Consider the following 23758-nt stretch of genomic DNA (forward strand, 5'->3'; position numbering starts at 1 on the left):
GGTGTCACGCGCGCTCCCCGATCGTCGCCTCCCCGATCGTCGCCTCCGCGATCGTCGCCTCCGCGGCGGCGGCCAGCGCCGAGACCGACGGCCCGTCGAGCCGCCCGTCGGCCACGACCGTGACGACCCGCCTGGTCAGCGTGTCCGTTACGACGAGCGGACGGTCCCACGCGAGCGCCTGACCGACCCCGGGATACTCCGCCACCCGCACGAACCAGGGGTCGTCGCCGGCCTGCACGAACACCAGCGTCCAGTCCCGCCCGTCCGGGCCGGTCCCGGCCATGGCCACCCAGCGGCCCCGGCTGCCGTGCACGGCCTCCTCGTCCCCGGGGAAGGCCGTCCGGCCGGTCGAGGCGCCGGGCGCGCGCCAGAAGAACCCGCCGTAGCCCGCGCCCGCCCGGCCCTTGGTGGCCGAGCTGTTGACCTCCAGCGGCGAGCCGGTGAGGTTGGTCAGCGTGAACGCGAGGTCGAGGGCCCACGCGCCGCCGACCGGCCGGGCGGTGACCGTGCGCCGCTCGCGGGCGATCAGCCGGTCGCCGGGGCCGATCCACTCCAGCTCCTCGGTGAAGCCGTCGTCGGCCAGCCGGGTGAACGCGACGTGCCGTTGCCTGCCGTGGTCGTCCAGCCAGGCCGGTCCCCGGCCTCTGACGTAGGTGCGGCCGCCCCAGAAGTTCGCGCCGCCCAGGTCGGCGATCGCCACGCCGGCGCCGAGGTGGTGCACGTGGTCGTCGGGGCGCACCTCGGTGACGGTGACGCCGCCCAGCGTGCGCACCGGATGCAGGTACGGCCGCGGCGAGTCGGCGGCGGGCAGGTCGGGCCGCCACTCGTAGGCCGCGACCGGCGTGCCCGCCACCCGCAGCTCGACCTCCGTCCAGGGCGCGCCGAGTTCGGAGTAGAGCGCCAGCTCCGCGGCGCTGCGCGCGGTCAGCTCGGCGATGCCGGGCAGGAACCGGTGAGTGACCTCGCCGTCGCCGTCGCGCTCCACGACCTGGTGCCGTTCGGCGATGGGCAGCGGCTCGGGGGCCAGCCGCACCGCGTCCAGGACCTGGGTGAACGTCTCGGTGCGGGAGAGCGGGACGAGCAGCTCGGCCCCCGTGCGGATGTGCGCGACCAGGTTCTCCAGCAGCCCGTCGCGCTCGTGCACGGTGGTCTCCACCGAGCCGTCGGCCCGCTCGACCCGCAGCTCGTCCAGCGTGTACGTGAGCGTCGCCCGCCCCGCCTCCCCGTGCACCACCAGGTACGGCTCGCTGCGGCCGGTCGCGCACAACGACACCGCGATCGTGATGACCGGCCCGCCCGCGATCCGGACCCGCAGGCAGGAGGTGTCGTCGGCCTCGATCGGATGGGCGTGGTACAGCTCGGTCTCGACCGCCTCGACCGGGCCGTCCACCAGGGCCAGCGCGGTCGCGACGGCGTGCGCGAAGGGGTTGGTGAGCGCGCCGTCCACCACGTCCGCGCCGTTCAGCCTGCGCCGTCCGGCCCAGGCCGAGCGGGTGAAGTACGACGAGGGCCGCTCCCACGCGCCCGCGCCGCCGATGCCGCGGATACGGCCGAGCGCGCCGCTCGCCATCAGCTCCCGCAGCGCGGGCACCGCCCGCGAGCCGAGGCTCTGGAAGCCGACCTGGCAGGCCAGCCCGGTCTCGGCCACCGCCGCGGCGATCCGCGCGTGCGCCTCGGGGCTGGCCGCGGGCGGCTTCTCCAGCAGCACGTGCGATCCGGCGCGCAACGCCGTGACCGCGAGGTCGGCGTGCGTGTGGATCGGCGTGCAGACGATCGTGATCTCCGCGCCGGTGGCGGCGACGAGCTCGCCCAGGTCCGCCGACTGCGGCAGGGGGCCGCCGAGCTCCACGCCCAGCTCCACGTCGAGCTCCACCGGCCGCACGTCGCAGATCCCGGCGGGCTCGACCAGCCCGGTGGCCGCGAGCCTGCGCAGGTTGTCCAGGTGGTGCCGCCCGTGCCCGGTCGCCCCGGCCAGGACGACCTTCACCGGGTCCGTCCTCACGCCCATCGCAACCCCAGTCCCGCGTGGCCGCCCACGCGCAGCACGCCGTCCTCGACCCGCACCGGGTACGGCTCGGCCAGCAGCCCCAGCCGGGCGAACGAGGCGTCCTCGACGTCCTCGGCCAGCGGCGGCAGCGGCAGCGCCAGGGCGAGCTGCCCGGACACCTCGCCCAGCAGGTGCGGATGGACCGGCACGTCGAACGCCCTGGCCAGCTCGGCGATCCGCAGGAACGGCGTGACGCCGCCGACGCGCACCACGTTCGGCTGGACGACGTCGCAGGCCCCCGCGGTGAGCAGGTCGCGGAAGCCGTAGACGGTGTAGACGTTCTCGCCCACCGCGACCGGCACGTCGGTCGAGCGGCGCAGCTCGACGTGCGCGGCCACGTCGTCGGCGGGCAGCGGCTCCTCGATCCAGTGGAGGTCGAACTCGCGCAGCGCGGACAGGGCGCGCCGGGCCCGGTGGAGGTCCCACCGCTGGTTCGCGTCGATCATCAGCAGCCGGTCGGGCCCGATCACCTCCCGGACGGCGGCCACCCGGGCCACGTCCTCGGCCAGGTCGGGACGGCCGACCTTGATCTTGACGCCGCGGTACCCGGCGGCCACCCAGCGCCGCGCCTGTTCGGTCAGCTCCTCCAGGGAGTAGTGCAGGTTGACGCCGCTGCCGTAGGCCGGGACCCGGTCCCGGCGCCGGCCCAGCACGTCGGCCAGCCCGGCCGTGCCGCAGCGCAGGTCCCACAGCGCCAGGTCGATGCCGGCCAGCGCGACCGTGGTGATCCCGCCGGGGCCGGCCTCGCGCAGGTGCCGCCACAACCGGTCCCACACCAGCTCGGGACGGGCGGGCAGGCCGATCAACGCCGCGCGCAGGTCGTGCTCCAGCAGGGCATGGACGGCGTGCGCGCCGATCTGGGGCGTCCAGGAGAACCCGGTGCCGGTGCGGCCGTCCGCCAGCGTCACGTGGCAGACGATCACGTGGTTGGCGGGCACGTCCGGGCCCCACGGGCGGGGCAGGGGGACCGTGCGCAGCTCGGTCCGCAGGCCGGTGATCACGAGGCCGCCAGGGCGAGCCCGGACCTGATCAGCGCGTCGAGCTCGGCGAGGTGGCCCTCGGCCACGTCGACCAGCGGCGGGCGCACCGGGCCGACGTCGAGGCCGCGCAGCCGTACGCCGGCCTTGACCAGGGCCACCGGGTAGCCGGGCACCTGGTCGCGCAGCCGGACCAGCGGCGCGTAGAACTCGGTCAGCAGCCGCTCGTCGCCGTTCAGGTACGCCACGGCGATCTCGGGGGCGAAGGCGAAGACCGCGCTGGAGTACAGGTCGACGCCGATGCCGCGGTAGGCGGGCATGGTCAGCTCGGCGGTCGGCAGGCCGTTGAAGAACAGGAAGTCCGGGTGCTGCTCGCGGACCGCGAGGACGGTCCGCTGCATGCGGTCGATGTCGCCGAGCCCGTCCTTGAGCCCGATCACGCCGGGGACGCCGGCCAGCTCCACCGCGGCGTCCGGGGCGAGCACGACCGGGCCGCGCTGGTAGACGATCACCGGCAGCTCGGCGGCGACGGCGGCCACGTACGCGGCGAAGCCGCGCGCCGGCCCCTGCGTCAGGTAGGGAGGCATGAGCAGCAGGCCGTCGGCGCCGGCCGCGCGGGCCGCCCGCGCCTGGTTCAGCGCCGCGCCGATCGGGCCGCCCGCCCCGGCGAACACCGGCACCCGCCCGCCCACCACCTCGGCCGCGACCCGGACGGCCCGCGCGTGCTCCGCCTCCGACAGCGCGGAGAACTCGCCGGTGCCGCAGGCCACGAACACGCCGCCGGGGCCGTGCGCCATGCCGCGCCGGATGTGCTCGGCCAGCACCTGCTCGGCGAGCGCGCCGCCGGCGTCGAAGGGGGTGACGGGGAAGAACAGCACACCGCTGAGATTCATTCGGATTCCTTGAGTTCGGTTCGCCAGCTTCGCTTGGGCTCCCAGCCGAGCAGGCGGCGGGCCTTGTCCGTGGAGAAGGCGGGAGCGGTGCCGGTGAGGGCCGCCGCCAGCTCCTCGGTGCCCGGCACGGCCTGCGGGAGCAGGTCGGCCAGCGGCTTCCTGGCCAGGGCGTCGGCCGCGCCGGCGAAGAAGACCTCGCCGGCCGGCAGCTCGGGCAACGCCGCGACCAGCACGGCGAACAGCTCGCCGGCGTCGCGCGCGTCGATGTAGTTGAACAGCGAGACGCCGCCGATCTCCGGCTGGTCGAGCCGCTCCCTGACGGTGTGCCCCGACTGCGTGGGCGCGCCCGCCCACTCCTCGGGCGGGATGACGAAGCACGGCCGGACGGCCGCCATCCTCGTCCGGCCCGCCCGCGCGAACGTGCGCATGGTCTGCTCGGCCACCAGTTTGGACAGGTTGTAGGCGTTCCAGGGCAGCGCCGGGTGCTCCTCGTCGATCGGCAGGTACGACGGCCGCCAGCCGCCCGGCGCGCCGTACCCGATCACCGTGGGGCTGCTGGCCACCACGACGCCGGACACGCCCAGCTCCACCGAGGCCGCGCAGACGTTGAACGCGAGCCGGGTGTTCACCTGGAAGATCACTGACTCCGGCCGGCTGAACGGCGTCGCGATGGCCGCCAGATGGATCACCGACTCCGGCCGGAACCGGGCGACGACCTCGTACGCCTGGCCGGTGTCGGTGAGGTCGGCCGGTGAGGTCGCGGCGGCCTCGACCGGCGTGCCGGGGGCCTGGTCCACGCCGATCACCTCGTGCCCGGCGGCGGCGAGCGTGGTGACGACGCTGCGGCCGAGGCGTCCGGCGCTGCCGGTGACGAGCACTCTGCTCACCGTGGGGGACTCCTTCAGGACTGCAAACAGTTGCACCAAACCTATGGGCCAGGCAGGGCGAGGCGTCAAGAGCCGATTTTCGATCAGGGCGTCTAGCTGCGGATATGCGTGACGTTCAGATGTCGACCCGAGCGGCAAGCGCTTTCACCGTTGCTCAGGTGCCTGCAAGCGGTTGCGTTAGGGTGGGTGGTTGTGACAGTGACGATTCGTGATGTGGCCCGCGCTTCCGGTGTGCACGTATCGACCGTGTCGCGGACGTTCTCCGCACCACACATGGTGAACGCCGCCACCCGCACCAGAGTGCTGACGGTGGCCGAGGAGCTGGGGTACCGGCCCAACAGGGCGGCCAGGGCGCTCACGACCGGGCGCACCCACAACCTGGGCCTGATCGTGGCCGACATCGCCAACCCGTTCTTCCCGCCGCTGATCAAGGCCGCGCACGCCGCGGCCCGGCAGCGCGACTACCACCTGTTCGTGGCCGACACCGACGAGGAGCCGGCCGCCGAGGAGGAGCTGATCCAGGCGTTCTCCAAGCAGGTGGACGGCGTGGTGCTGTGCAGCCCGCGCTCGTCGAACAAGGTGCTGGAGCGGCTGGCCGAGCGGGTGCCGCTCGTGGTGGTCAACCGGCGGCTGCGCGGCGCCGCCACGGTGCTGATGGACGTCGGGCACGGCGCGCGGCTGGCGGTCGAGCACCTGGCCGGGCTCGGGCACCGCCGCGTGGCGCTGCTGTCCGGCCCGCCGGGCTCCTGGACGAGCGGCGAGATCCGGACGGCCGCCGAGCGGGTGCCGGGCGTCGAGCTGGTCGTCCTCGGGCCGAACGCGCCGACCGAGCAGGGCGGCCTGGCCGCCGCGTCCGCGGTGCGCGAGGCCGGGGTGACCGGGGTGCTGGCCTACAACGACCTCATGGCGATCGGCCTGGTCGAGGGGCTGGGCGAGCTCGGGCTGAGCGTGCCGGCGGACGTCAGCGTGGTGGGCATCGACGACATCGTGCCGGGGCGGCTCAACCGTCCCAAGCTCACCACGGTCGCCATGCCCACCGCGGCGGCCGGGCGGCTGGCGGTCGACCTGCTGATCCAGGAGCTGAGCGCCACGACCTCGCTGGAGACCCGGCTGGTCGTGCGGGAGTCGACGGCACCGCCTCGATGACCTGCAAACGGTTGTACTAAATGACAGCAATATTCGTCCTACCTCTACGTGGTAAGCGCTTGTCACCAGGGAAAACACGGTGTCGATATATCGATAACGGCGATGTAACGCCTGCAAAGGGTTGACGGAACTTTCCCCGCAGCTATAGGAAAGCGCTATCCATTCACATCTCGCCGGAAGGTCCGTGATGACGAATGAGTTCCGTCATGGCTGACTCGGTGGCGGTGCGACTCCCGGACGCCGCGACCCCGCCCGAGCGGGGAGAGCCTCGCGCGTCCAGACGTTCCCGCCGCGAGGCGCGGGCCGCCTACCTGTTCCTGGCGCCCTGGTTCGCCGGTCTGCTCGTCATCACGATCGGTCCCATCGTCGCCTCGCTCTACCTGTCGTTCACCGACTACAACCTCCTGGAGGAGGCCACGTGGGTCGGGTTCGACAACTACGTCAAGATGTTCACCGAGGATCCCCGTTACCTGAACTCGCTGAAGGTGACGACGATCTACGTGGTCGTCTCCGTGCCGCTGCAACTGGCCTTCGCGCTCGCGCTGGCCCTGGTGCTCGACCGCGGGCTGCGCGGCCTGTCGCTCTACCGGTCGATCTTCTACCTGCCCTCGCTGCTGGGCGGCAGCGTGGCGATCGCGATCCTGTGGCGGAAGGTCTTCGGGGCCGAGGGCCTGGTCAACGCCGTGCTGGCGGTCTTCGGGATCGAGGGGCCCGGCTGGGTCAGCGACCCCGACACCGCCCTCGGCACGCTGATCATCCTGCACGTCTGGACGTTCGGCGCCCCGATGATCATCTTCCTCGCCGGGCTGCGGCAGATCCCCGCCAGCTACTACGAGGCCGCCGCGGTGGACGGCGCCGGCGTGTTCCGCCAGTTCCGCTCGATCACGCTGCCGCTGCTGACGCCGATCATCTTCTTCAACCTGGTGCTGGAGATCATCAAGTCGTTCCAGTCGTTCACGCAGTCGTTCATCGTCAGCGGCGGCTCGGGCGGGCCGGCCGACTCCACGATGTTCAACACGCTCTACCTCTACCTCAAGGGCTTCAAGAGCTTCGACATGGGCTACGCGGCCGCCATGGCGTGGGTCCTGCTGCTCATCATCGCCGGTCTCACCGGGGTGAACTTCCTCGCGTCCAAGTATTGGGTCTTCTATGGCGACACCAAGTAGGCCGCTGCCCGTCCTGTTCCGCCCGCTCAGGGGCGGCCGGGTGGTCAAGCACGTGCTGCTGATCGGGTTCGGCCTGGTCATGCTCTATCCACTGCTGTGGATGATCTCCAGCTCGCTCAAGCCCGAGGAGCTGATCTTCCGGCAGCCCGGCCTGTGGCCGAGCGAGGTCACGCTGGAGAACTACACCGAGGGCTGGACCGCGCTGAAGCACCCCTTCGGCTACTACCTGTGGAACTCCGCGGTCATCACCGTGCTGTCGGTGGTGGCGAACCTGGTGGCCTGCTCGCTGGCCGCCTACGCCTTCGCCCGGCTGAACTTCCCGCTCAAGAAGCTGTGGTTCACCCTCATGCTGGGCACGATCATGCTGCCGCACCACGTGCTGATCGTGCCGCAGTACGTCATGTTCTCCAAGCTCGGGCTGATCAACACGATCTGGCCGCTGGTCATGCCCAAGGTGCTGGCCACGGACGCGTTCTTCGTGTTCCTGATGGTGCAGTTCATCCGCTCGCTCCCCAGGGAGCTGGACGAGGCCGCCGAGATCGACGGCGCCGGCTACTGGCGCACGTTCATCAGGGTGATCATCCCGCTCTGCACCCCGGCGCTGGCCACGACGGCGATCTTCACCTTCATCTGGACGTGGAACGACTTCCTCAGCCAGCTCCTCTACCTCAACAACCCGGACAACTTCACCGCTCCGGTGGCACTGCGCACCTTCCTCGACGCCAGCAGCGACTCGTCGTGGGGCCCGATGTTCGCCATGTCGATCGTCGCGCTCGGGCCCATCTTCGGCTTCTTCCTGGCCGGCCAGAAGTACCTGATCCGTGGTGTGGCCACCACGGGACTGAAGTAGTTCCCCCACCCCCCGACACAGACGAATCCCACAGGAGGTAGAGCCGTGAGCTCTGGCAAGAAGACGTGGTCGGCGGCCCTGCTCGCCACCGCCGTGCTGGCGGTCACCGCGGCCTGCGGCAGCGGCGGCGACGACGGCGCCGGCGGGAAGGTCAGGCTGCGCTTCTCCTACTGGGGCAGCGACGCGCGGCAGAAGATGACCGAGGAGGCCATCAAGAAGTTCGAGGCCAAGAACCCGGGCATCGACGTCGAGGGCGAGTTCTCCGACTTCGCCAGCTACTACGAGACGCTGTCCACGAAGGTCGCCGCGAGCGACGCCCCGGACGTCATCACCCTGGAGATCCGCGGCCTGCGCGAGTACGCCGACCGCGGCACGCTGGCCGACCTGACCGGCAAGGTGCAGACCGCCGACATCGACCCCAAGCTGCTCGGCACCGGCAGCATCGACGGCAAGCAGTTCGCCGTCCCCACCGGCGCGAACGTCTTCTCGGTGGTGCTCAACCCGGCCCTGGTGCAGTCGGCCGGGCAGAAGGTGCCCGACGACACGAAGTGGACGTGGAAGGACTACGTCGACCTCAGCTCGAAGATCACCGCCAAGGGCGGCGGCACGGTCTACGGCACCCAGCTGAACTGGAACCCCGCCTTCCTGCAGATCTTCGCCGCCCAGCGCGGCGAGCCCTTCTACCAGGGCAACAAGATCGCCGTCACGCCCGGGACGATCGTGGCCTGGTGGCAGGTCATGCTGGACACGATCAAGGCCAAGGGCAGCCCCGACGCCGCCAAGACCGCCGAGGTCGGCGCGACCAGCGTGGACCAGTCGCTGCTGGCCACCAACACCGGCGCGTCCGGCATGTGGTGGAGCAACCAGCTCGGCGCGGTCGCCAAGGCGTCGGGCAAGGAGATGAGCCTGCTGCGCCTGCCCAAGGCGGAGGGCGCCACCACCGGCGGCATGTTCCTCCAGCCGGCGATGTTCTACACCGCCTCCGCCAAGAGCGAGCACGCCGCCGAGGCCGCCAAGTTCATCGACTTCATGATCAACGACGCCGAGGTCGGCGGGATCATCCTCAGCGACCGCGGCCTGCCCGCCAGCTCGAAGGTACTGGCCGCCGTCAAGGACAAGCTGCCGCCCGCGGACCAGAAGACGCTGCAGTTCGTCGAGTCCATCAAGGGCGAGCTGGCCGACCCGCCCGCCGCGCCGCCGAAGGGCGCCAGCGCCCTGGAGGACATGCTCAAGCGGTACACCGAGGAGGTCCTCTTCGGCCGGATGGCCCCCGACGTCGCCGCCCAGAAGTTCCTGACCGAGGCCAACGCCGCCCTCGGCGGCTGAGAGGACGACCATGAGGTACGCGTTCGTCGGGCTCGGGCACCGCGCGCAGCTGTACGTCGACGCGCTGCTCGGCGAGTGGCGCGACACCGGCGCCGTCGTCGCCCTGTGCGACACCAACCGGACCCGCATGGACTACTACGCCGAGCGGATCGGCCACGAGGTGCCGTGCTTCGCCCCCGCCGAGTTCGGCAAGGTGCTCGAACTCGCCGACGCGGTCGTGGTCGCGACCGTGGACGCCGCGCACGCCCGCTACGTGTGCGCGGCCCTGGACGCGGGCCGCGACGTCATCGTGGAGAAACCGCTCACCGTGGACGCCGGGAGCTGCGCGGCCATCGCCGAGTCGGCGCGGCGCAGCACCGGAAGGCTGATCGTCACCTTCAACTACCGGTACTCGCCGCGCAACTCGGCCGTGCGCCGCCTGCTCATGGACGGCGCGATCGGCGAGGTGACGTCCGCGCACTTCGAGTGGACGCTCGACACCATCCACGGCGCGGACTACTTCCGCCGCTGGCACCGCGACCGGGCCAGCTCCGGCGGCCTGCTCGTGCACAAGTCCACCCACCACTTCGACCTGGTCAACTGGTGGCTCGGGGCGGCGCCGGAGACCGTCTTCGCGCAGACCTCGCTGCGGTTCTACGGCTCGGCCAACGCGCGGTCGCGGGGGCTGGCCGACCGTCCCGAACGCGGCCAGGGCGCGCCCGGCCTCGGCAGCGACCCGTTCATCCTGGACATCGCCGCCGATCCCCGGCTCAAGCGCCTCTACCTGGACGCCGAGCACGAGGACGGCTACGTCCGCGACCAGGACGTCTTCGGCGACGGCGTGACCATCGACGACAACATGGCGGTGCTGGTCCGGTACGACAGCGGGGCGCTGCTGACGTACTCGCTGAACGCCCACGCGCCCTTCGAGGGCTACCGGGTGGCCTTCAACGGCACGGCGGGACGGCTGGAGCTGGAGGTGGTCGAGCGGGCCTGGACGCCGCCGCACGCGGCGATCGACCCGAGCGCCGCGTCCAAGGAGCACGCCGCCGGGGCATGGGAGCGGCTCACCCTGCGCCCCCACTGGGCCGAGCCGCGCGAGGTGCCGATCGAGGCGGGCGCGGGCGGCCACGGCGGCGGCGACCGGCTGCTGCTGGACGACGTGTTCCGCGGCCCTTCCGGCGACCCGCTGGCCCGGCAGGCGGGCTACCTGGACGGCATCCGCAGCGTCCTGACCGGTGTCGCGGCCAACCTGTCGGCCGCCTCGGGCGCCCCCGTGCACCTGGCAGACGCCGGCACCCGACTTGCCTGACGGGTCCGCCCCGGCGGTCTTCGGGGAGCTGGCCGAGGTCGTCGGCGGGCAGTGGGAGCTGTTCCCGTCCCTGCCGGGGCCGCGGCTGCGGGCGGCGGCCCGGCAGGCGATCGGGGTGCCCGACCTGACCGCCGCGGACGTGCGGGTCGAGCGCACGTGGACCGACGGCGACCTGCACGGCGAGGAACTGTCGTGGACGGTCGGGTTCGGGCCGCGGACCAGGGCGTACCTGCTGAGACCGCGCGACCGGGGCGGCCCGCTGCCCGGGGTGGTGGCGCTGCACTGCCACGCGGGCATGAAGTGGGCGGGCAAGGAGAAGATCGCCGACGGTCCGGAAGGGCCGTCGCCCGAGGTGCGGCGGCTGCGGCGGGACGTCTACGGCGGCCGCGCGTTCGCCGGCGAGCTGGCCCGCCGCGGGTTCGCCGTGCTCGCCCACGACGTGCTCACCTGGGGCAGCCGCCGCTTCGCGCTCGACGTCCCGGAGGGCGAGGGCGGCCTCCCTGACCGGTACGACCGCGCGGCGGCCCGGCACGAGCACGTCGTGGCCAAGCACTGCGCCCTGCTCGGCACCTCCTTCGCCGGGGTGGTGGCGGGCGAGGACCTGGCCGCCGCGGCGTACCTGCGCTCCAGGCCGGACGTCGGCGAGGTCGGCTGCGCCGGCGTGTCGGGCGGCGGGCTGCGGGCCGCGCTGCTCGGCGCCTTCGACCCGGAGGTGCGCGCGGTCGTGGTCGCCGCGATGACCTCGACCTACCCGGACCTGCTGGCCGGCGGCCACGTCGAGCGGCACACCTGGATGTTCTACCCGCCGGGCCTGTCACGGCTGGGCGACTGGCCCGACCTGGTGGCCGCCCGCGCCCCCGCCCCCCTCATGGTCCAGTACGCCCTGCGCGACGACCTGTTCCCGCGGGCCGGGATGCGCCGCGCGCACGCCCGCATCGGCGAGCGCTACCGCGACGCCCCCGGCCGCTACGAGGCCGTGTTCGCGCCGTCCCCGCACTGCTTCGACGTGCCCATGCAGGAGCGCGCCTTCGACTGGCTGGCGCGGGAGCTGGTCAGCCGCCCGCCTTCCAGCGGGCGATGAGCTTGTCGTAGTCGAGCGTGGCCGGCTCGCCGCGCTCGTCGGCCAGCTTCGGCGCGGGCGCGCCCGGCTGGTCGAACCAGTACTGCGCCGGACGCTCGGGGTTCAGCTTGGGCGCGCACTGGCCGCCGTAGCCCTGGCGTTCGCGCGACAGGCGTTCCAGCCGGGCCAGGATCTCGTCCTGCTGCCTGGCCAGGTTGTCCATCGACTGCTGCGGGGTGGTCTCGCCGGTGACGGCGGTGGCCACGTTCTGCCACCAGAGCTGGGCCAGCTTGGGATAGTCGGGGACGTTCGTGCCGGTCGGGGTCCACTGCTTGCGGGCGGGGGAGTTGTAGAACTCGATCAGGCCGCCGTACTTGGCGGCGTTGTCCTTGAAGTAGTCGCTCTTGATGTCGGAGTCGCGGATGAACGTCAGCCCGGTGATCGACTTCTTCAGCGACACCGTCTTGGACGTGACGAACTGGGCGTAGAGCCAGGCGGCGGCCCTGCGGTCCTTCGGGGTGTTGTTGAGCAGCGTCCACGAGCCCGCGTCCTGGTAGCCGAGCTTGTTGCCGTCCTTCCAGTAGACGCCGTGCGGGCTGGGCGCGATGCGCCACTTGGGGGTGCCGTCGTCGTTGACGACCGGCAGGCCCTTCTTGGTCATGTCGGCCGTGAACGTGGTGTACCAGAAGATCTGCTGGGCGATGTTGCCCTGCGCCGGGACCGGGCCCGCCTCGCTGAAGTTCATGCCGGCGGCCTCGCGGGGCGCGTACTTCTTCAGCCAGTCCACGTACTTGGTGAGCGCGTACACCGAGGCCGGGCCGTTGGTGTCGCCGCCGCGGGTCACCGACGAGCCCACCGGACGGCAGTTCTCCACCCGGATGCCCCAGTCGTCCACCGGCAGGCCGTTGGGGATGCCGGGGTCGCCGTTGCCCGCCATGGACAACCAGGCGTCGGTGAAGCGCCAGCCCAGCGAGGGGTCCTTGCGGCCGTAGTCCATGTGGCCGTAGACCTTCCGGCCCTCGACGGTGCCGTTGCCGTTGACCTTGTTGCTGAAGAAGTCGGCGATGTCCTCGTAGGCCGCCCAGTTGACCGGCACGCCCAGGTCGTAGCCGTAGGCGTCCTTGAACTGCTTCTTGATCGCCGGGTCGGTGAACCAGTCGTAGCGGAACCAGTAGAGGTTCGCGAACTGCTGGTCGGGGAGCTGGTAGATCTTCTTGTCGGGGCCGGTGGTGAAGCTGATGCCGATGAAGTCGTCCAGGTCGAGGGTGGGGGAGGTGACGTTCCTGCCCTCTCCGGCCATGTAGTCCGACAGCGGGAACACGTACGTGCCGCGCGAGTGGGTGCCGATGAGGTCGGAGTCGTTGACGTAGGCGTCGTAGATGTTCTGGTCGCCCTGGATCTGCGTCTGGAGCTTCTCGATGACGTCGCCCTCCTGGATCAGGTCGTGCTTGACCCTGATCCCGGTGATCTCGGTGAACGCCCTGGCCAGCTTCTGGGACTCGTACTCGTGCGTGGTGATCGTCTCGGACACCACGTTGATCTGCATGCCCCGGTACGGCGCCGCCGCCTTGATGAACCAGTCCATCTCCGCCAGTTGCCGGTCCTTGGACAGGGTGCTCGGCGTGAACTCCGCCGACACCCACCGCTGCGCCGCGGCCCTGCCGTCGGCCTCCTTGAAGTCGCTCTTCGGCTTCTCCTCCCCGCCCGTGCAACCGGCCGCCACCAGCGCCAGCGCCGCCGCGACCGCCGCCGCGACACCCACCGCATGCCTCATCGCCTGGCTCCTCTTCCTCTCAGCCCCATATCCCGATCACGACCATGACCAGCAGCGCGACGCCGAGCGCCGCCCACATGGACAGGTCGGTGACTGCAATCCACAGGGCCAGCACGACGGCCGCGCTGATCAGGCCGATGTACAGCCGGTCGCCCCGGTCGGTCTCGATCCGCAGGAACCCGCGCCTGGCCACGGGCGGCGAGAGCCGCCCCCAGACGGCCATCACGCACAGGAGCAGCGCCAGCCCGGCGAACACCAGGGCCGTGGGGGCGGTCCACACCATCCACTGCACGGTCAGACCCTCCCCAGGGCGAACCCCTTGGCGATGTAGTTGCGCACGAACCAGATGACGACGGCCCCCGGGACGATGGTCAGCACGCCGGCCGCGGCCAGCAGCCCCCAGTCCACGCCCGCCGCGCTCACCGTGCGCGTCATGGTGGCCGCGATGGGCTTGGCGTCCACCGACGTGATCGTCCTGGCGATCAGCAGCTCGACCCAGCTGAACATGAAGCAGAAGAACGCGGTGACGCCGAGCGCGGACCGGATCATCGGCAGGAAGATCCGGACGAAGAAGCGCGGCAGCGAATAGCCGTCGATCGCCGCGGTCTCGTCGATCTCCCGGGGGATCCCCGACATGAAGCCTTCCAGGATCCAGACCGCCAGCGGCACGTTGAACAGCATGTGCGCGATCGCCACGCCCAGATGCGTGTCGAACAGCCCGACCGCCTGGTAGATCTGGAAGAACGGCAGCAGGAACACCGCCGGCGGCGCCATCCGGTTCGTCAGCAGCCAGAAGAACAGGTGCTTGTCCCCGGCGAAGCGGAAGCGCGAGAACGCGTACGCCGCCGGCAGCGCCACGACGAGCGACATGACCGCGTTCATCGAGGTGTAGACGATCGAGTTGAGGTAGCTCGAATACCACGACGGGTCGGTGAAGAACGTGACGTAGTTGTCGAAGGTCACCCGCTGCGGGATCAGCGAGAAGCTGCCCAGGATGTCCTCGTTCGGGCGGATGGACATGCCGAACATCCACAGCAGCGGCAACATCAGCGTGGCGGCGTACAGCCAGAAGACCGTGCGCGCCCACGGCAGCCGGTGGCGCGTGGAACTCACCTCCCCGACCTGGTCAGCACGGTGAAGAAGACGTAACAGGCGATCTGCACGAGCAGGAAGTACAGCAGCGAGAACGCGCCCGCCGGGCCCAGGTCGAACTGGCCGACGGCGATCTTCGACAGCAGGATGCTCAGGAACGAGGTCGCGTTCCCCGGCCCGCCCCCGGTCACCACGAACGGCTCGGTGTAGATCATGAAGCTGTCCATGAACCGCAGCAGGATCGCGATCGTCAGCACCCCGCGCAGCCTCGGGAGCTGGATGTGCCGGAACGTCGCCCACGCCGACGCGCCGTCGATCTGCGCCGCCTGGAAGTACGGCTCCGGGATCGACCGCAGCCCCGCGTAGGCCAGCAGCGCCACCAGCGGCGTCCAGTGCCACACGTCCATGACCAGGACGGTGATCCAGGCGTCGGCCGAGTCGAGCGTGTAGTTGAAGTTGACCCGCAGCACGTTGTTGACCACCCAGCCGCCGAGCCCGATGTCGCCGCGGGCGAAGATCTGCCAGATCGTGCCCACGACGTTCCACGGGATGAGCAGCGGCAGCGCCACCAGCACCAGCGCCACCGACACCCAGAACCCGCGGCGCGGCATGCAGACCGCGATGGCCACCCCGAGCGGGACCTCCACCAGCAGCACCTGCGCCGAGAACAGCAGCGTGCGCACGAGCGCGGCGCGCACCTCGGGGTCGCGGGCGATCTGCCGGAACCAGTCCAGGCCGACGAACACCCGGTCCACCGGGCTGAAGACGTCCTGGACGGAGAAGTTCACGACGGTCATCAGCGGGATCACCGCGGTGAAGGCCACCGACACCACGACCGGCAGCACCAGCAGCCAGGCCCGGTTGTCGCGCGGGCGGGGATCGGCGCGCGGCCCGGCGGCTCCGGAGGCCTCTGCGGCGGCGGCATCGGCGGCGGCCGGTACGACCTCGCCGTCCGCCTGGCTGCCCGCGACGGCGGTCCGGTCGCTCACGCCTGCCCCCTTCCGTCCAGGGGTGCGAGCGAGCCGCACCTGACCTCGTCGCGGAACAGGAACGTCCGGTCCGCGGGGAAATGCAGGAACTCGACCGTGCCCGGCGTCCAGGACGAGCCCGCCTCGGTCCTGGCGATCACCGGATGGCCGCCGACCTCGGCGCGCACCAGGTCGTGCGAGCCCATGCGGTCGATCCCGGTCACCCTGGCCGCCACGCCCGGCCCGTCGGACGGCCCGCCGACCCGGACGAACTCGGGCCGCACGCCGATCCGCACCGGCCCCGGCGGCAGCGCGCCGGCCACGGCGCCGACCTCCGAGTCCCCGATCCTGACCACGTCGCCGTCGATCTCGGCGGGCAGCACGTTCATGCCGGGCGAGCCGATGAAGTGGCCGACGAATTCGTGCGCGGGCGACAGGAACAGCTCGGCCGGCTCCCCGGCCTGCACGATCTCGCCGTCGTTGAGCACGACCACCTCGTCGGCGAAGGTCAGCGCCTCGGTCTGGTCGTGGGTGACGTAGACCAGGGTGTGGCCGGTGTCGCGGTGGATCTCCTTGAGCTTGCTGCGCAACGTCCACTTCAGCGCCGGGTCCACCACGGTCAGCGGCTCGTCGAGCAGCACGGCCGCCACCTGCTCGCGCACCAGGCCGCGGCCCAGGCTGACGATCTGCTTGCGGCCCGGGTCGAGCCGGCGGGCCCGGCGGCGCAGCACGTCGTCCAGGCCGAGCATGGCCGAGACCCGCAGCACCCGCCGCCGGATCTCCTCGGCCGGGACCTTCCTGTTGCGCAGCGGGAAGGCCAGGTTGTCGTAGACCGACATCTCCTCGTACAGCACGGGGAACTGGAAGACCTGCGCGATGTTGCGACCGGCCGTGGGGACCCCGGTGACCTCGCGGTCGCCGAACCAGATCCGGCCCGCCGTGGGCGTGAGCAGCCCCGAGACGATGTTCAGCAGCGTCGTCTTGCCGCAGCCGCTCGGGCCGAGCAGGGCGTAGGCCCGGCCGCCGCGCCAGGTCCAGGTCGTCGGCCTGAGCGCCCACGTGCGGCCGCCGTCGTAGCTGTGGCCCACGCCCTCCAGGCGGATGTCAGCCATGCCGTCCCGCCCCCGCCGCCGGGGCGACCGGTAATCGGCCCCCGGCCTCGTCGAACACGAAGACGTGCCGCGGGTCCACGTACGCGGTGGCCGCCTGGCCCGGCGTGAACGGGCGGGTGCCCGGCAGATGGGCGACCAGGTGCCGGCGTCCCGCCAGCAGCAGGTGCAGGAACGTCGCGCCGCCGGTCACCTCGGCCAGCCTGATCTCGGCGGGCAGCTCCAGCAGGCCGGGGCCGGTCCTGGTGATCGTCACCTGGTGGGGGCGGATGCCGAGCACGACATCCTGACCGGCGGCGGCGGCGTCCGGCGCGGGGAAGGAGGCGCCCATCACCTCGATCCGGCCGTCCCTGACCGTGCCGGGCAGCAGGTTCAGCGGCGGGTCGCTGAGCGTGGCGGCGACGGCGAGCGTGGGCGGCTCGGCGTACATGGCGGCCGGGTCGCCGACGTGCCGCACCCGGCCCTCGCCGAGCACCACGGCGGGCGCGGCGAAGGCCAGGGCCTCGTTGGGGTCGGCGGTGGAGTAGAGGACGACGCCCGGCGAGCCGGTGAACATGCGCTTGAGGTCCTCGCGCAACTGCTCCCGGAGCTTGAAGTCGAGGTTGGCCAGCGGCTCGTCGAGCAGCAGCACGTCCACGGGCCTGGCCAGCGCGCGGGCGATCGCCGTGCGCTGCTGCTGGCCGCCCGACAGCTCCGCGGGCCTGCGGCCCAGCAGATCGCCGAGGCCCATGACCGCGGCCACCTCCCGCACCCGCCGGTCGATGCCGTCCTTGCGGTACGACCGGTCCAGCCGCAACGGCGAGGCGATGTTCTCGTAAACGGTGAGGGACGGGTAATTGATGAATTGCTGATAGACGAAGGCGACCGAGCGCTTTCGCACGGAAATCGAGGTGACGTCATTTCCGTTGACCAGCACCCGCCCGGAATCGGGTGGCCGCAATCCGGCGGCGACCCGCATGAGCGTGGTCTTTCCCGAGTTCAGCGGGCCGACGAGGGTGGTCAGTCCGTGAGGTAGTTCCAGGTGGATGTCGTCGAGCCAGGTCTCCCCGCGCTGCCGTACGCGGACGCCATCGAGGATCAGCGTCACAATGCCCGGTCCTCTCTCCCGGAGCTTGCCCTCCATCTAACATGATCTGATTCTTTGTGCAAAGAGGGCAGTTGTTGTGACAGTTGTTCGTCAGTTGACGTGAGTTATGCAATTTGTCAGGGTGAGAAGAGTTTCGTCACCAGGCTGTGGAGGTCCCGGCGCTCGGCGTCCGTCAGTGGGGCTAGGGTCTCGCGTTCGACGTCCGCCACCACCGCGCGGGCCCGTTCCAGGGCGTCCCGGCCGGCGGCGGCCAGCGAGATCCGGTAGCGGCGGCGGTCGGCGGGGTCGCGTTCCCGGGCGGCCAGCCCCTCGGCCATGAGGGCGTCCATCAGGCGGACCATGTCGCTCGGGTCGAGGCCCAGCCGGTCGCCGACCTCCCGCTGGGCGGCCGGGCCGAAGTCGTCGAGCGTCGCCAGCGCCGCGAACTCCCACAGGCTCAGCCCCGTTTCGGCGGTGAGCCGCGCGGCCAGGGCGCGCCGGCCCGCGACGCCGACCTTGTGCAGCACGAAGGTGGTCGTCCCGAGCAGGGTGGGCGGCAGTTCCATCTCATCGAGAAGTGTAGGTTGTTCCCAACAGTTGGTGACTACCCACTAATTTCGGAGGATCAGGATGGACGCCCTCTACCCTCGGCTGCTGGTGCGCGACTTCCCGGCGAGCGTCGCCTTCTACCGGGCCGCCCTCGGGCTGGAGCCGGTGAAGGTGCTGACCGAGGCTGCGTACGCCAACTGGGACATCGACGGCCAGGCCGGGCTCGTGCTCTTCGGCCGCGACCACGTCGCCGAGGTCGTCGGCACGTCCGGGCTGCCGGCGGCGGGCGCCCAGGACACGGTGATGCTGGTGATGCGGGTCGACGACGTCGACGGCGAGGCCGACCGGCTGGTCGGGCTGGGCGCCACCCTCGCCGCGCCGCCGCAGGACCGGCCCGCCTGGGGGCCCGGCCTGCGCACCGCCCACCTGCGCGACCCGGAGGGCAACCTGATCGAGCTCCAGTCGTACTGAGCGCGGGCGGGCGGTCAGGGCAGGATGGCGTCCACGTAGCCGCCGTCCACGCGCAGCGCGCCGCCGGTGGTGGCCGAGGCGAGCGGCGAGCTGAGGTAGACGACCATGTTGGCGATCTCCTCGGGCTCGATCAGCCGCTGGAGCAGCGACTGCGGACGGTGCTCGCGCATGAACGCCCGCTGCGCCTCCTCCCACGGCAGCTCCCGGTCCACGAGTTGGTAGACGAACTCCTCCACGCCGCCGGTGTGCGTGGGTCCGGCGATCACCGAGTTGACCGTCACCCCGCTGCCGGCGGCCTCCTTGGCGAACCCCCGCGAGACGGCCAGCAGCGCCGTCTTGCTCATGCCGTAGTGGATCATCTCGGTGGGCGTGACGACGGCCGAGTCGCTGGCGATGTACTGGATCCGGCCCCAGCCGCGCTCGATCATGCCGGGCAGGTAGGCGCGCGTGAGGCGCACCGCCGTCAGGACGTTGACCTCGAAGAAGCGCCGCCACTCCGCGTCGTCGATCTCCAGCGCCGGCCTGGCCTCGAAGATGCCCAGGTTGTTGACGAGGATGTCCGCCTGCGGCAGCGAGTCGAGGACCCGCTGGAGCCCTTCGTCGGTGGCGACGTCGCCGGGCGCGGCGACCAGGCCGCGATGGTCCATGCGCTCGATGGCCGCGGCCACCGAGCGTTCGCTGCGGCCGTTGACGCCGACGCGCGCGCCCGCCCGTGCCAGACCGGTCGCGATGGCCGCCCCGATGCCCTGGGTCGAGCCTGTGACCAGCGCCGTCTTCCCGCTGAGGTCGATGCTCACCATGACTCCATTGTCCGTGCCGCCCCGCGGCCGACCGGCACGGGGGCACTACCGGCCGCGGATCGGGTAGATGCCTACTCTGGTCGGTACGTCGAGGGGAGCATGGGTGCGCCGGTTACGGTGGCTGGTCGTGATGGCGGTCCTCGCCGTCCTCGTCGTGGTCCCGGCCGGGCCGGGCGCCGGCGACGACGGGTGCCCGCCCAGGGACACGCGGGTGACCTCGCCGTACGCGATCACCGGTTACTGGGTCATGCCGCGGGCCGACGTGTGCGTCACGCGGCGGACGGTCGAGGCGATCCACTCGCTCGGCGGCGACACGCTCGTCACGTTCGGGCCGCGCTTCGACGCCGGGCCGATGGAGCCGGAGTTCGCCGCCTGCCGGGTGGACGGACGGCCCTGCGCGCGGGTGCCCGGCACACGCGTCCGGCACGTCTACACGTACGTGACCAGCGAGGAGTTCGGGCGTTCCGTGCTGCGCTGCCCGGGCCTCGACCGGCGGATCGAGAGCGGCGGGCGGGTCTTCTACCGCGTGTCGCTGGCCGGGTCGTGCGCCGCGCGCGTCCAGGACCTGGTGCTGGTCTCCACCGACGGCGACGGGCTGGGCAACCTGGTCGAGGAGGCGGCGGCGTACGGGATGAGGGTGTTCCCCGGGCTGCCCGCCGCGCCGCAGCGGCGGGGCAAGCCGTGGGAGCCCGACCTCGCGCACCTCGCCGCGCTGAACGCCTTCACCGCGCGGGTGCTGGCCGGCTACCGGGAGCGGTTCGGCGGGTCGGCCGCCTTCGGCGGGGTCTACCAGTCGTTCGAGCTGGCCATGCGCGAACGGGGGCCGCGCGACCCCGTCCTGGCCCTGTACGCGGCCCAGCACGCGGCGGTCGCCGCCGCGCTGCCCGGCAGGAAGATCCTGGTCAGCCCCTACATCGACGCCCGCAGGGGCCGCGGTTTCCCGCCCGGCCAGGTGCCCGGCGGGCTGGCCGGCATCGCCGCCACCCGCGCCGGCGCGCCCATGGCCGTCGCCGTGCAGGACGGGCGGGGCACGGGCAAGGTCCCCGTGCACGGGATCGAGGAGGGCGGGTCCATGGTCGCCCCGCGGCTCGTCCCGGTGGTCGGCCGGGTGCGCAACGCCGCCGGCTACTACGGGCCCACCAGGGACTACATCGAGGCGGCGGCCAGGAGCGTGCCCGCCGGGGTCGAGCTGTGGGTGAACGTCGAGGGCTTCGAGCCCGCCCCCGCGGACGGCGAGTGCGGGCGGGTCGAGCCGCTGCCGTTGCGGGGACGTACCAGCAAGGCCCGGCTCGACCAGCAGATCATGGCGACGGGCGGGCACGCCGCGAAGATCATCTCTTACGGCTGGGAGCCCTTCTTCACCTGCCAGGCGAGCCCGTCCACCCCCTCGCTGGCCGACGACATCGCGAACGGCGGCCGGGAGCCGATCATCGTGAACGCCTACCGCGAGGAGCGGGACGGACGGCCCGGGGTCACCGTCGAGGGCTACAACCTGCGCGGCGGCACGCTGCGCTTCACCTCGCCCGGCGGCCATGAGGTCGGCGTCGCCCAGCGGTGGCACGGGCCGGGCCGTCCCGAGTCGGCGTGGGCCCCCTACGTCCCGTCCGGCCCGTGGACCTCGGTCACCGCCACGAACGCCGCCGGCCGCACCAGCACGAGCGGGTACGTCTTCCGCTAGCGCCCGCCGTTCCCGTCAGGGTTCGCCGTTTCCGTCAGGATTCGCCGCTTGCGCCGGGTTCGCTGCCGAAGCCGCGCAGCATGGCTTCGAGCGCGAAGACGAAGCGGCGATCGGTCCCCGAGGACGGCTGGGCGCGCCGCGCCCGGGTGGCCTCGGCCAGCAGCGGGGTCTCCGCCAGGTCCGGCTCGGGGAGGTCGCGCATCGCGGGCGCGGCCCGTTCGGCCCCACCGGCGACCCCACCGGCGACTTCACCGGCGGCTTCACCGGCGGCCAGGACGGCGACGTGGCCGACGACGAAACCCGTCACGGCGTAGAGCATGTCCAGCGCGCGGTCCGGCGGCAGCCCCGCCGCGCGCAGCACGCGCAGCCCGTCCTCCATCAGGCGCAGGTTCCCGGGCGTGATCGCGGGGCGGCTGACCACCAGGGGGAGCACGTTCGGGTGCGCGAGCAGCGCCCGCAGCAGCGCGTGGGCGTACTCGCGCAGGCCCTGCTGCCATGAGGCGGCCTCGGTCAGCAGCGGCGCGGCCTGCGTGACGACCTGTTCGACCAGGCCGTCGAGCAGCGCGTCCTTGCTGCCGACGTGCTGGTAGAGGGACATGGCCTCGACCCCGAGCTCCTGGCCGATGCGGCGCATGGACAGCGCCTTCAGCCCTTCGCGGTCGGCCAGCGCCAGAGCCGCCCGCAGGATGGCCTGCCGGGTCAGGCCGGCGTTCTGGCCGCGGGTGCGCTTCGGGGACATGGTGCCCTTTCTCGATTCTTACGTGGTAAGTATAGTCAAAACATACTTTGTAAGAATGTCGTCCGGAAGGGACCCATGTCATGACAGGAAAGCCGCGCGGGGCCTCGGCCCTGCTGTACGGCGGCGCCGCGCTCACGGTGCTCGTCACTCTCTTCGCCTTCGCCTACCGCTCCGGGCTGGCCGAGTACCTCAGGGCGGGCTATCCGGAGCTGGGGCCGGGGAAGATCGACGAGGGGGTCACCACGTACACGGTGATCCTGTCGGTCGTGGGGGCGCTCGGGCTGGCCGGCTGGCTCGTCACCGTCCGGGCGGCCGGCGCGGGCAGGGGGTGGGCCCGGTGGCTGGGGGCCGGGCTGTTCGTGCCGGCGGCGTGCTTCGCGCTCGCGGGCCTGACCGTCCGGGACAGCAACGGCGAGGTCGGCCTGGCGCCGCTGCTCGGCTGGTTGCAGGTGCTTCCGCTGGTCCCGGGGCTCGCGGCGGTCGTGCTGCTGTGGAGGAGGGCGCGGTGATCCGGGTCGCCCGGTGGCCGGCGGCGCTCAAGCGCCTGATGTACCGGGGCGGGCGGCCCAACGCGCTCATGCGGGCGATGAACCGGCTCGACGCGCTGACGTACGCCTCCCGGTGGCTGCCCGGTCATCCCGTCTTCCGCATCCTGCGGGCGGACGGCTCCGCCCCGGACGGCCACGGGTCAGGTCAGGGCTGAGACGAGGATGTCGGTCAGGGTGGCCGCCTGGCCGCCGTCCTCGTCGAGGTCGGGGTCGAAGATGGTGAACTGGATCCCGGCCGCCCCGGGCAGCGCGAGCAGCCCGCGGAGCAGGCCGGCGAGCTGGTCGCCGGTCAGGCCGCCGGGGGCGGGGGAGTCGACGGCCGACACCACGGACGGGTCGAGCACGTCGGCGTCCACGTGGATCCAGAACCCGTCGAGGTCGTCGCGCACGAGCACGCGCTCGGCGACCTCCAGGGGGATGTCGTTCCCGGCGACGTAGGCGATGCCCTCGGCGGCGAGCTCCTTGGCGTCGTCGTCGTCCCGGACGCCGAGCACGATGACGTCCTCGTCCCGGACGTACGGGCGCAGGCCGTCGATGTCGGTCAGGTAGTCGTCGCCGCGGCCGGTCACCAGGGCCAGGTCCTCGCCGGCCGCCGCGCCGACGTGGGGCGAGTTGCCGAGGTGGCGGAAGTCGGTGTGGGCGTCGAGGTAGGCCACCCCGTAGCGGCCCGTCCTGCGCAGGGCGAGCGCGGAGCCGAGCAGGATCGAGCAGTCGCCGCCGAGCAGGACGGGGAAGCCGCCGTCCGCCCTGATCCCGGCCACGCGGTCGGCCAGCCGCCGGGTGTAGGCGGCGATGGCCGCGCCGTTGCGCACGCCGTCGCCGGGCTTCCAGGTGGCCACGTAGCGGGGCGGGACCAGCGCGCCGGCGTCGGCCGCGCCGATCCGCGCGACGAGCCCGTTGTCCCGCAACGCCCAGGGAGCCTTGTAGCAGCCGGGGATGACATCCTCGGCGAGTGGACGCAGGCCGAGGTTGGACGGCGCGTCGAGGACGGTCAATTTTCTGTCAGGAGTTAGAGTGCTCATAGTCGTGACGGTAGCAGGAGGGTGAGGGATGCGCCAGTTCATCGAGACGGGTCTCGTGGCCGTCGATCTGGCCAACACGTGGGACGAGTACCTGGACGATCCCGAGCGGCTGCCCGACGTGGGGGAGCTGCGCCGCTTCTGCCGCGAACTGGGCGAGAACGACCACGGCCTCGGGGAGGCGGACCTGCGGGAGGTCAGGCAGGTGCGCGAGCGGCTGCGCGCGGTGCTGGCCGCCGAGCCCGACGGCCGGGCGGGGGCGCTGGCGGAGTGGGTGGCCGGGCTGCCGGCGCGGGCGGCGG

The 23758-nt window shown here is 72.0% G+C and carries 25 protein-coding genes; 11 read left to right on the forward strand and 14 right to left on the reverse strand.

The window, feature by feature from the left end:
* Positions 1-4: 4 nt before the first annotated feature.
* The 4 genes from AB0J71_RS35055 to AB0J71_RS35070 are packed head-to-tail and all read right to left on the reverse strand — an operon-like array spanning position 5 to position 4804.
* The gene (locus AB0J71_RS35055) at positions 5-2008 is read right to left on the reverse strand and encodes a DUF6807 family protein (RefSeq protein WP_364418197.1); all 2004 of its coding nucleotides are present in this window, start codon (positions 2006-2008) and stop codon (positions 5-7) included.
* Positions 1999-3048 (reverse strand): mandelate racemase/muconate lactonizing enzyme family protein, encoded by a 1050-nt coding sequence (locus tag AB0J71_RS35060; protein ID WP_352319670.1) that lies wholly within the window; start codon positions 3046-3048, stop codon positions 1999-2001. The genes AB0J71_RS35055 and AB0J71_RS35060 overlap by 10 nt, the downstream gene beginning before the upstream one ends.
* A complete protein-coding gene (locus AB0J71_RS35065) occupies positions 3045-3917 on the reverse strand; it encodes a 5-dehydro-4-deoxyglucarate dehydratase (RefSeq protein ID WP_364418199.1) in 873 nt (290 codons plus the stop codon). The genes AB0J71_RS35060 and AB0J71_RS35065 overlap by 4 nt, the downstream gene beginning before the upstream one ends.
* Positions 3914-4804 carry an NAD(P)-dependent oxidoreductase gene (locus tag AB0J71_RS35070; RefSeq protein ID WP_352319673.1) on the reverse strand — a complete coding sequence of 297 codons (891 nt, stop codon included), beginning with the start codon at positions 4802-4804 and terminating at the stop codon, positions 3914-3916. Before AB0J71_RS35070 ends, AB0J71_RS35065 begins: the two co-directional genes overlap by 4 nt.
* Positions 4805-4996: 192 nt before the next feature.
* Between AB0J71_RS35070 and AB0J71_RS35075 the strand changes: the two genes are divergently transcribed.
* From AB0J71_RS35075 to AB0J71_RS35100, 6 genes are all read left to right on the forward strand, one after another.
* Positions 4997-5950, forward strand: coding sequence for a LacI family DNA-binding transcriptional regulator (locus AB0J71_RS35075; RefSeq protein ID WP_364418201.1), 954 nt, complete (start codon positions 4997-4999; stop codon positions 5948-5950).
* A 194-nt stretch (positions 5951-6144) separates the two neighbouring features.
* A complete protein-coding gene (locus AB0J71_RS35080; protein ID WP_364418203.1) occupies positions 6145-7116 on the forward strand; it encodes a sugar ABC transporter permease in 972 nt (323 codons plus the stop codon).
* Positions 7100-7966 carry a carbohydrate ABC transporter permease gene (locus tag AB0J71_RS35085; RefSeq protein ID WP_352319678.1) on the forward strand — a complete coding sequence of 289 codons (867 nt, stop codon included), beginning with the start codon at positions 7100-7102 and terminating at the stop codon, positions 7964-7966. Before AB0J71_RS35080 ends, AB0J71_RS35085 begins: the two co-directional genes overlap by 17 nt.
* A 45-nt stretch (positions 7967-8011) precedes the next feature.
* Positions 8012-9292 (forward strand): extracellular solute-binding protein, encoded by a 1281-nt coding sequence (locus tag AB0J71_RS35090; RefSeq protein ID WP_364418205.1) that lies wholly within the window; start codon positions 8012-8014, stop codon positions 9290-9292.
* A 10-nt stretch (positions 9293-9302) separates the two neighbouring features.
* The gene (locus AB0J71_RS35095) at positions 9303-10583 is read left to right on the forward strand and encodes a Gfo/Idh/MocA family oxidoreductase (RefSeq protein ID WP_352319682.1); all 1281 of its coding nucleotides are present in this window, start codon (positions 9303-9305) and stop codon (positions 10581-10583) included.
* Positions 10576-11664: a hypothetical protein gene (locus tag AB0J71_RS35100; protein WP_352319684.1), complete on the forward strand. Its 1089-nt coding sequence runs from the start codon at positions 10576-10578 to the stop codon at positions 11662-11664. Before AB0J71_RS35095 ends, AB0J71_RS35100 begins: the two co-directional genes overlap by 8 nt.
* On the opposite strand, the gene AB0J71_RS35105 is transcribed toward AB0J71_RS35100, so the two are convergent.
* From AB0J71_RS35105 to AB0J71_RS35135, 7 genes are all read right to left on the reverse strand, one after another.
* Complete coding sequence (locus tag AB0J71_RS35105) at positions 11636-13417, reverse strand: ABC transporter substrate-binding protein (protein WP_352319686.1); 1782 nt, start codon at positions 13415-13417, stop codon at positions 11636-11638. The genes AB0J71_RS35100 and AB0J71_RS35105 overlap by 29 nt on opposite strands.
* Before the next feature lie 19 nt (positions 13418-13436).
* Complete coding sequence (locus AB0J71_RS35110; RefSeq protein ID WP_352319691.1) at positions 13437-13700, reverse strand: DUF2160 family membrane protein; 264 nt, start codon at positions 13698-13700, stop codon at positions 13437-13439.
* 11 nt (positions 13701-13711) lie between these two features.
* Positions 13712-14464 (reverse strand): carbohydrate ABC transporter permease, encoded by a 753-nt coding sequence (locus tag AB0J71_RS35115; RefSeq protein ID WP_364326154.1) that lies wholly within the window; start codon positions 14462-14464, stop codon positions 13712-13714.
* 62 nt (positions 14465-14526) lie between these two features.
* On the reverse strand, positions 14527-15498 hold the full coding sequence (locus AB0J71_RS35120; protein WP_352320006.1) for a sugar ABC transporter permease: 972 nt from the start codon (positions 15496-15498) through the stop codon (positions 14527-14529).
* Positions 15495-16589: an ABC transporter ATP-binding protein gene (locus AB0J71_RS35125; RefSeq protein WP_364418207.1), complete on the reverse strand. Its 1095-nt coding sequence runs from the start codon at positions 16587-16589 to the stop codon at positions 15495-15497. The genes AB0J71_RS35120 and AB0J71_RS35125 overlap by 4 nt, the downstream gene beginning before the upstream one ends.
* Positions 16582-17673, reverse strand: coding sequence for an ABC transporter ATP-binding protein (locus AB0J71_RS35130; protein WP_364418209.1), 1092 nt, complete (start codon positions 17671-17673; stop codon positions 16582-16584). Before AB0J71_RS35130 ends, AB0J71_RS35125 begins: the two co-directional genes overlap by 8 nt.
* 116 nt (positions 17674-17789) lie before the next feature.
* Positions 17790-18218 carry a MarR family winged helix-turn-helix transcriptional regulator gene (locus AB0J71_RS35135; RefSeq protein ID WP_352320012.1) on the reverse strand — a complete coding sequence of 143 codons (429 nt, stop codon included), beginning with the start codon at positions 18216-18218 and terminating at the stop codon, positions 17790-17792.
* A gap of 64 nt (positions 18219-18282) precedes the next feature.
* On the opposite strand from AB0J71_RS35135, the gene AB0J71_RS35140 reads away from it, so the two are divergent.
* On the forward strand, positions 18283-18672 hold the full coding sequence (locus AB0J71_RS35140; RefSeq protein ID WP_352320014.1) for a VOC family protein: 390 nt from the start codon (positions 18283-18285) through the stop codon (positions 18670-18672).
* Between the two features lie 14 nt (positions 18673-18686).
* Here AB0J71_RS35140 and AB0J71_RS35145 read toward each other — a convergent pair whose 3' ends face one another.
* Positions 18687-19469 carry an SDR family oxidoreductase gene (locus AB0J71_RS35145; protein WP_352320115.1) on the reverse strand — a complete coding sequence of 261 codons (783 nt, stop codon included), beginning with the start codon at positions 19467-19469 and terminating at the stop codon, positions 18687-18689.
* 106 nt (positions 19470-19575) lie between these two features.
* Between AB0J71_RS35145 and AB0J71_RS35150 the strand changes: the two genes are divergently transcribed.
* On the forward strand, positions 19576-21150 hold the full coding sequence (locus tag AB0J71_RS35150; protein WP_364418211.1) for a hypothetical protein: 1575 nt from the start codon (positions 19576-19578) through the stop codon (positions 21148-21150).
* Between the two features lie 34 nt (positions 21151-21184).
* Here the strand turns inward: AB0J71_RS35150 and AB0J71_RS35155 are convergent, their stop codons facing one another.
* Positions 21185-21889 (reverse strand): TetR/AcrR family transcriptional regulator, encoded by a 705-nt coding sequence (locus AB0J71_RS35155; RefSeq protein ID WP_364418213.1) that lies wholly within the window; start codon positions 21887-21889, stop codon positions 21185-21187.
* Between the two features lie 80 nt (positions 21890-21969).
* Here AB0J71_RS35155 and AB0J71_RS35160 point away from each other — a divergent pair, with 80 nt between their 5' ends.
* A complete protein-coding gene (locus tag AB0J71_RS35160; protein WP_352320020.1) occupies positions 21970-22398 on the forward strand; it encodes a hypothetical protein in 429 nt (142 codons plus the stop codon).
* Positions 22395-22592, forward strand: coding sequence for a hypothetical protein (locus AB0J71_RS35165; protein WP_352320022.1), 198 nt, complete (start codon positions 22395-22397; stop codon positions 22590-22592). Before AB0J71_RS35160 ends, AB0J71_RS35165 begins: the two co-directional genes overlap by 4 nt.
* On the opposite strand, the gene AB0J71_RS35170 is transcribed toward AB0J71_RS35165, so the two are convergent.
* Positions 22578-23459: an arginase family protein gene (locus AB0J71_RS35170; RefSeq protein WP_364418215.1), complete on the reverse strand. Its 882-nt coding sequence runs from the start codon at positions 23457-23459 to the stop codon at positions 22578-22580. The genes AB0J71_RS35165 and AB0J71_RS35170 overlap by 15 nt on opposite strands.
* A 28-nt stretch (positions 23460-23487) precedes the next feature.
* On the opposite strand from AB0J71_RS35170, the gene AB0J71_RS35175 reads away from it, so the two are divergent.
* Positions 23488-23758, forward strand: a 271-nt coding sequence (locus AB0J71_RS35175; RefSeq protein WP_364418217.1) for an ABATE domain-containing protein, incomplete at its 3' end; no start/stop codon positions are given.

Source organism: Nonomuraea sp. NPDC049637 (assembly GCF_040675235.1).
In the GTDB taxonomy this organism is placed as follows: Bacteria; Actinomycetota; Actinomycetes; order Streptosporangiales; family Streptosporangiaceae; genus Nonomuraea.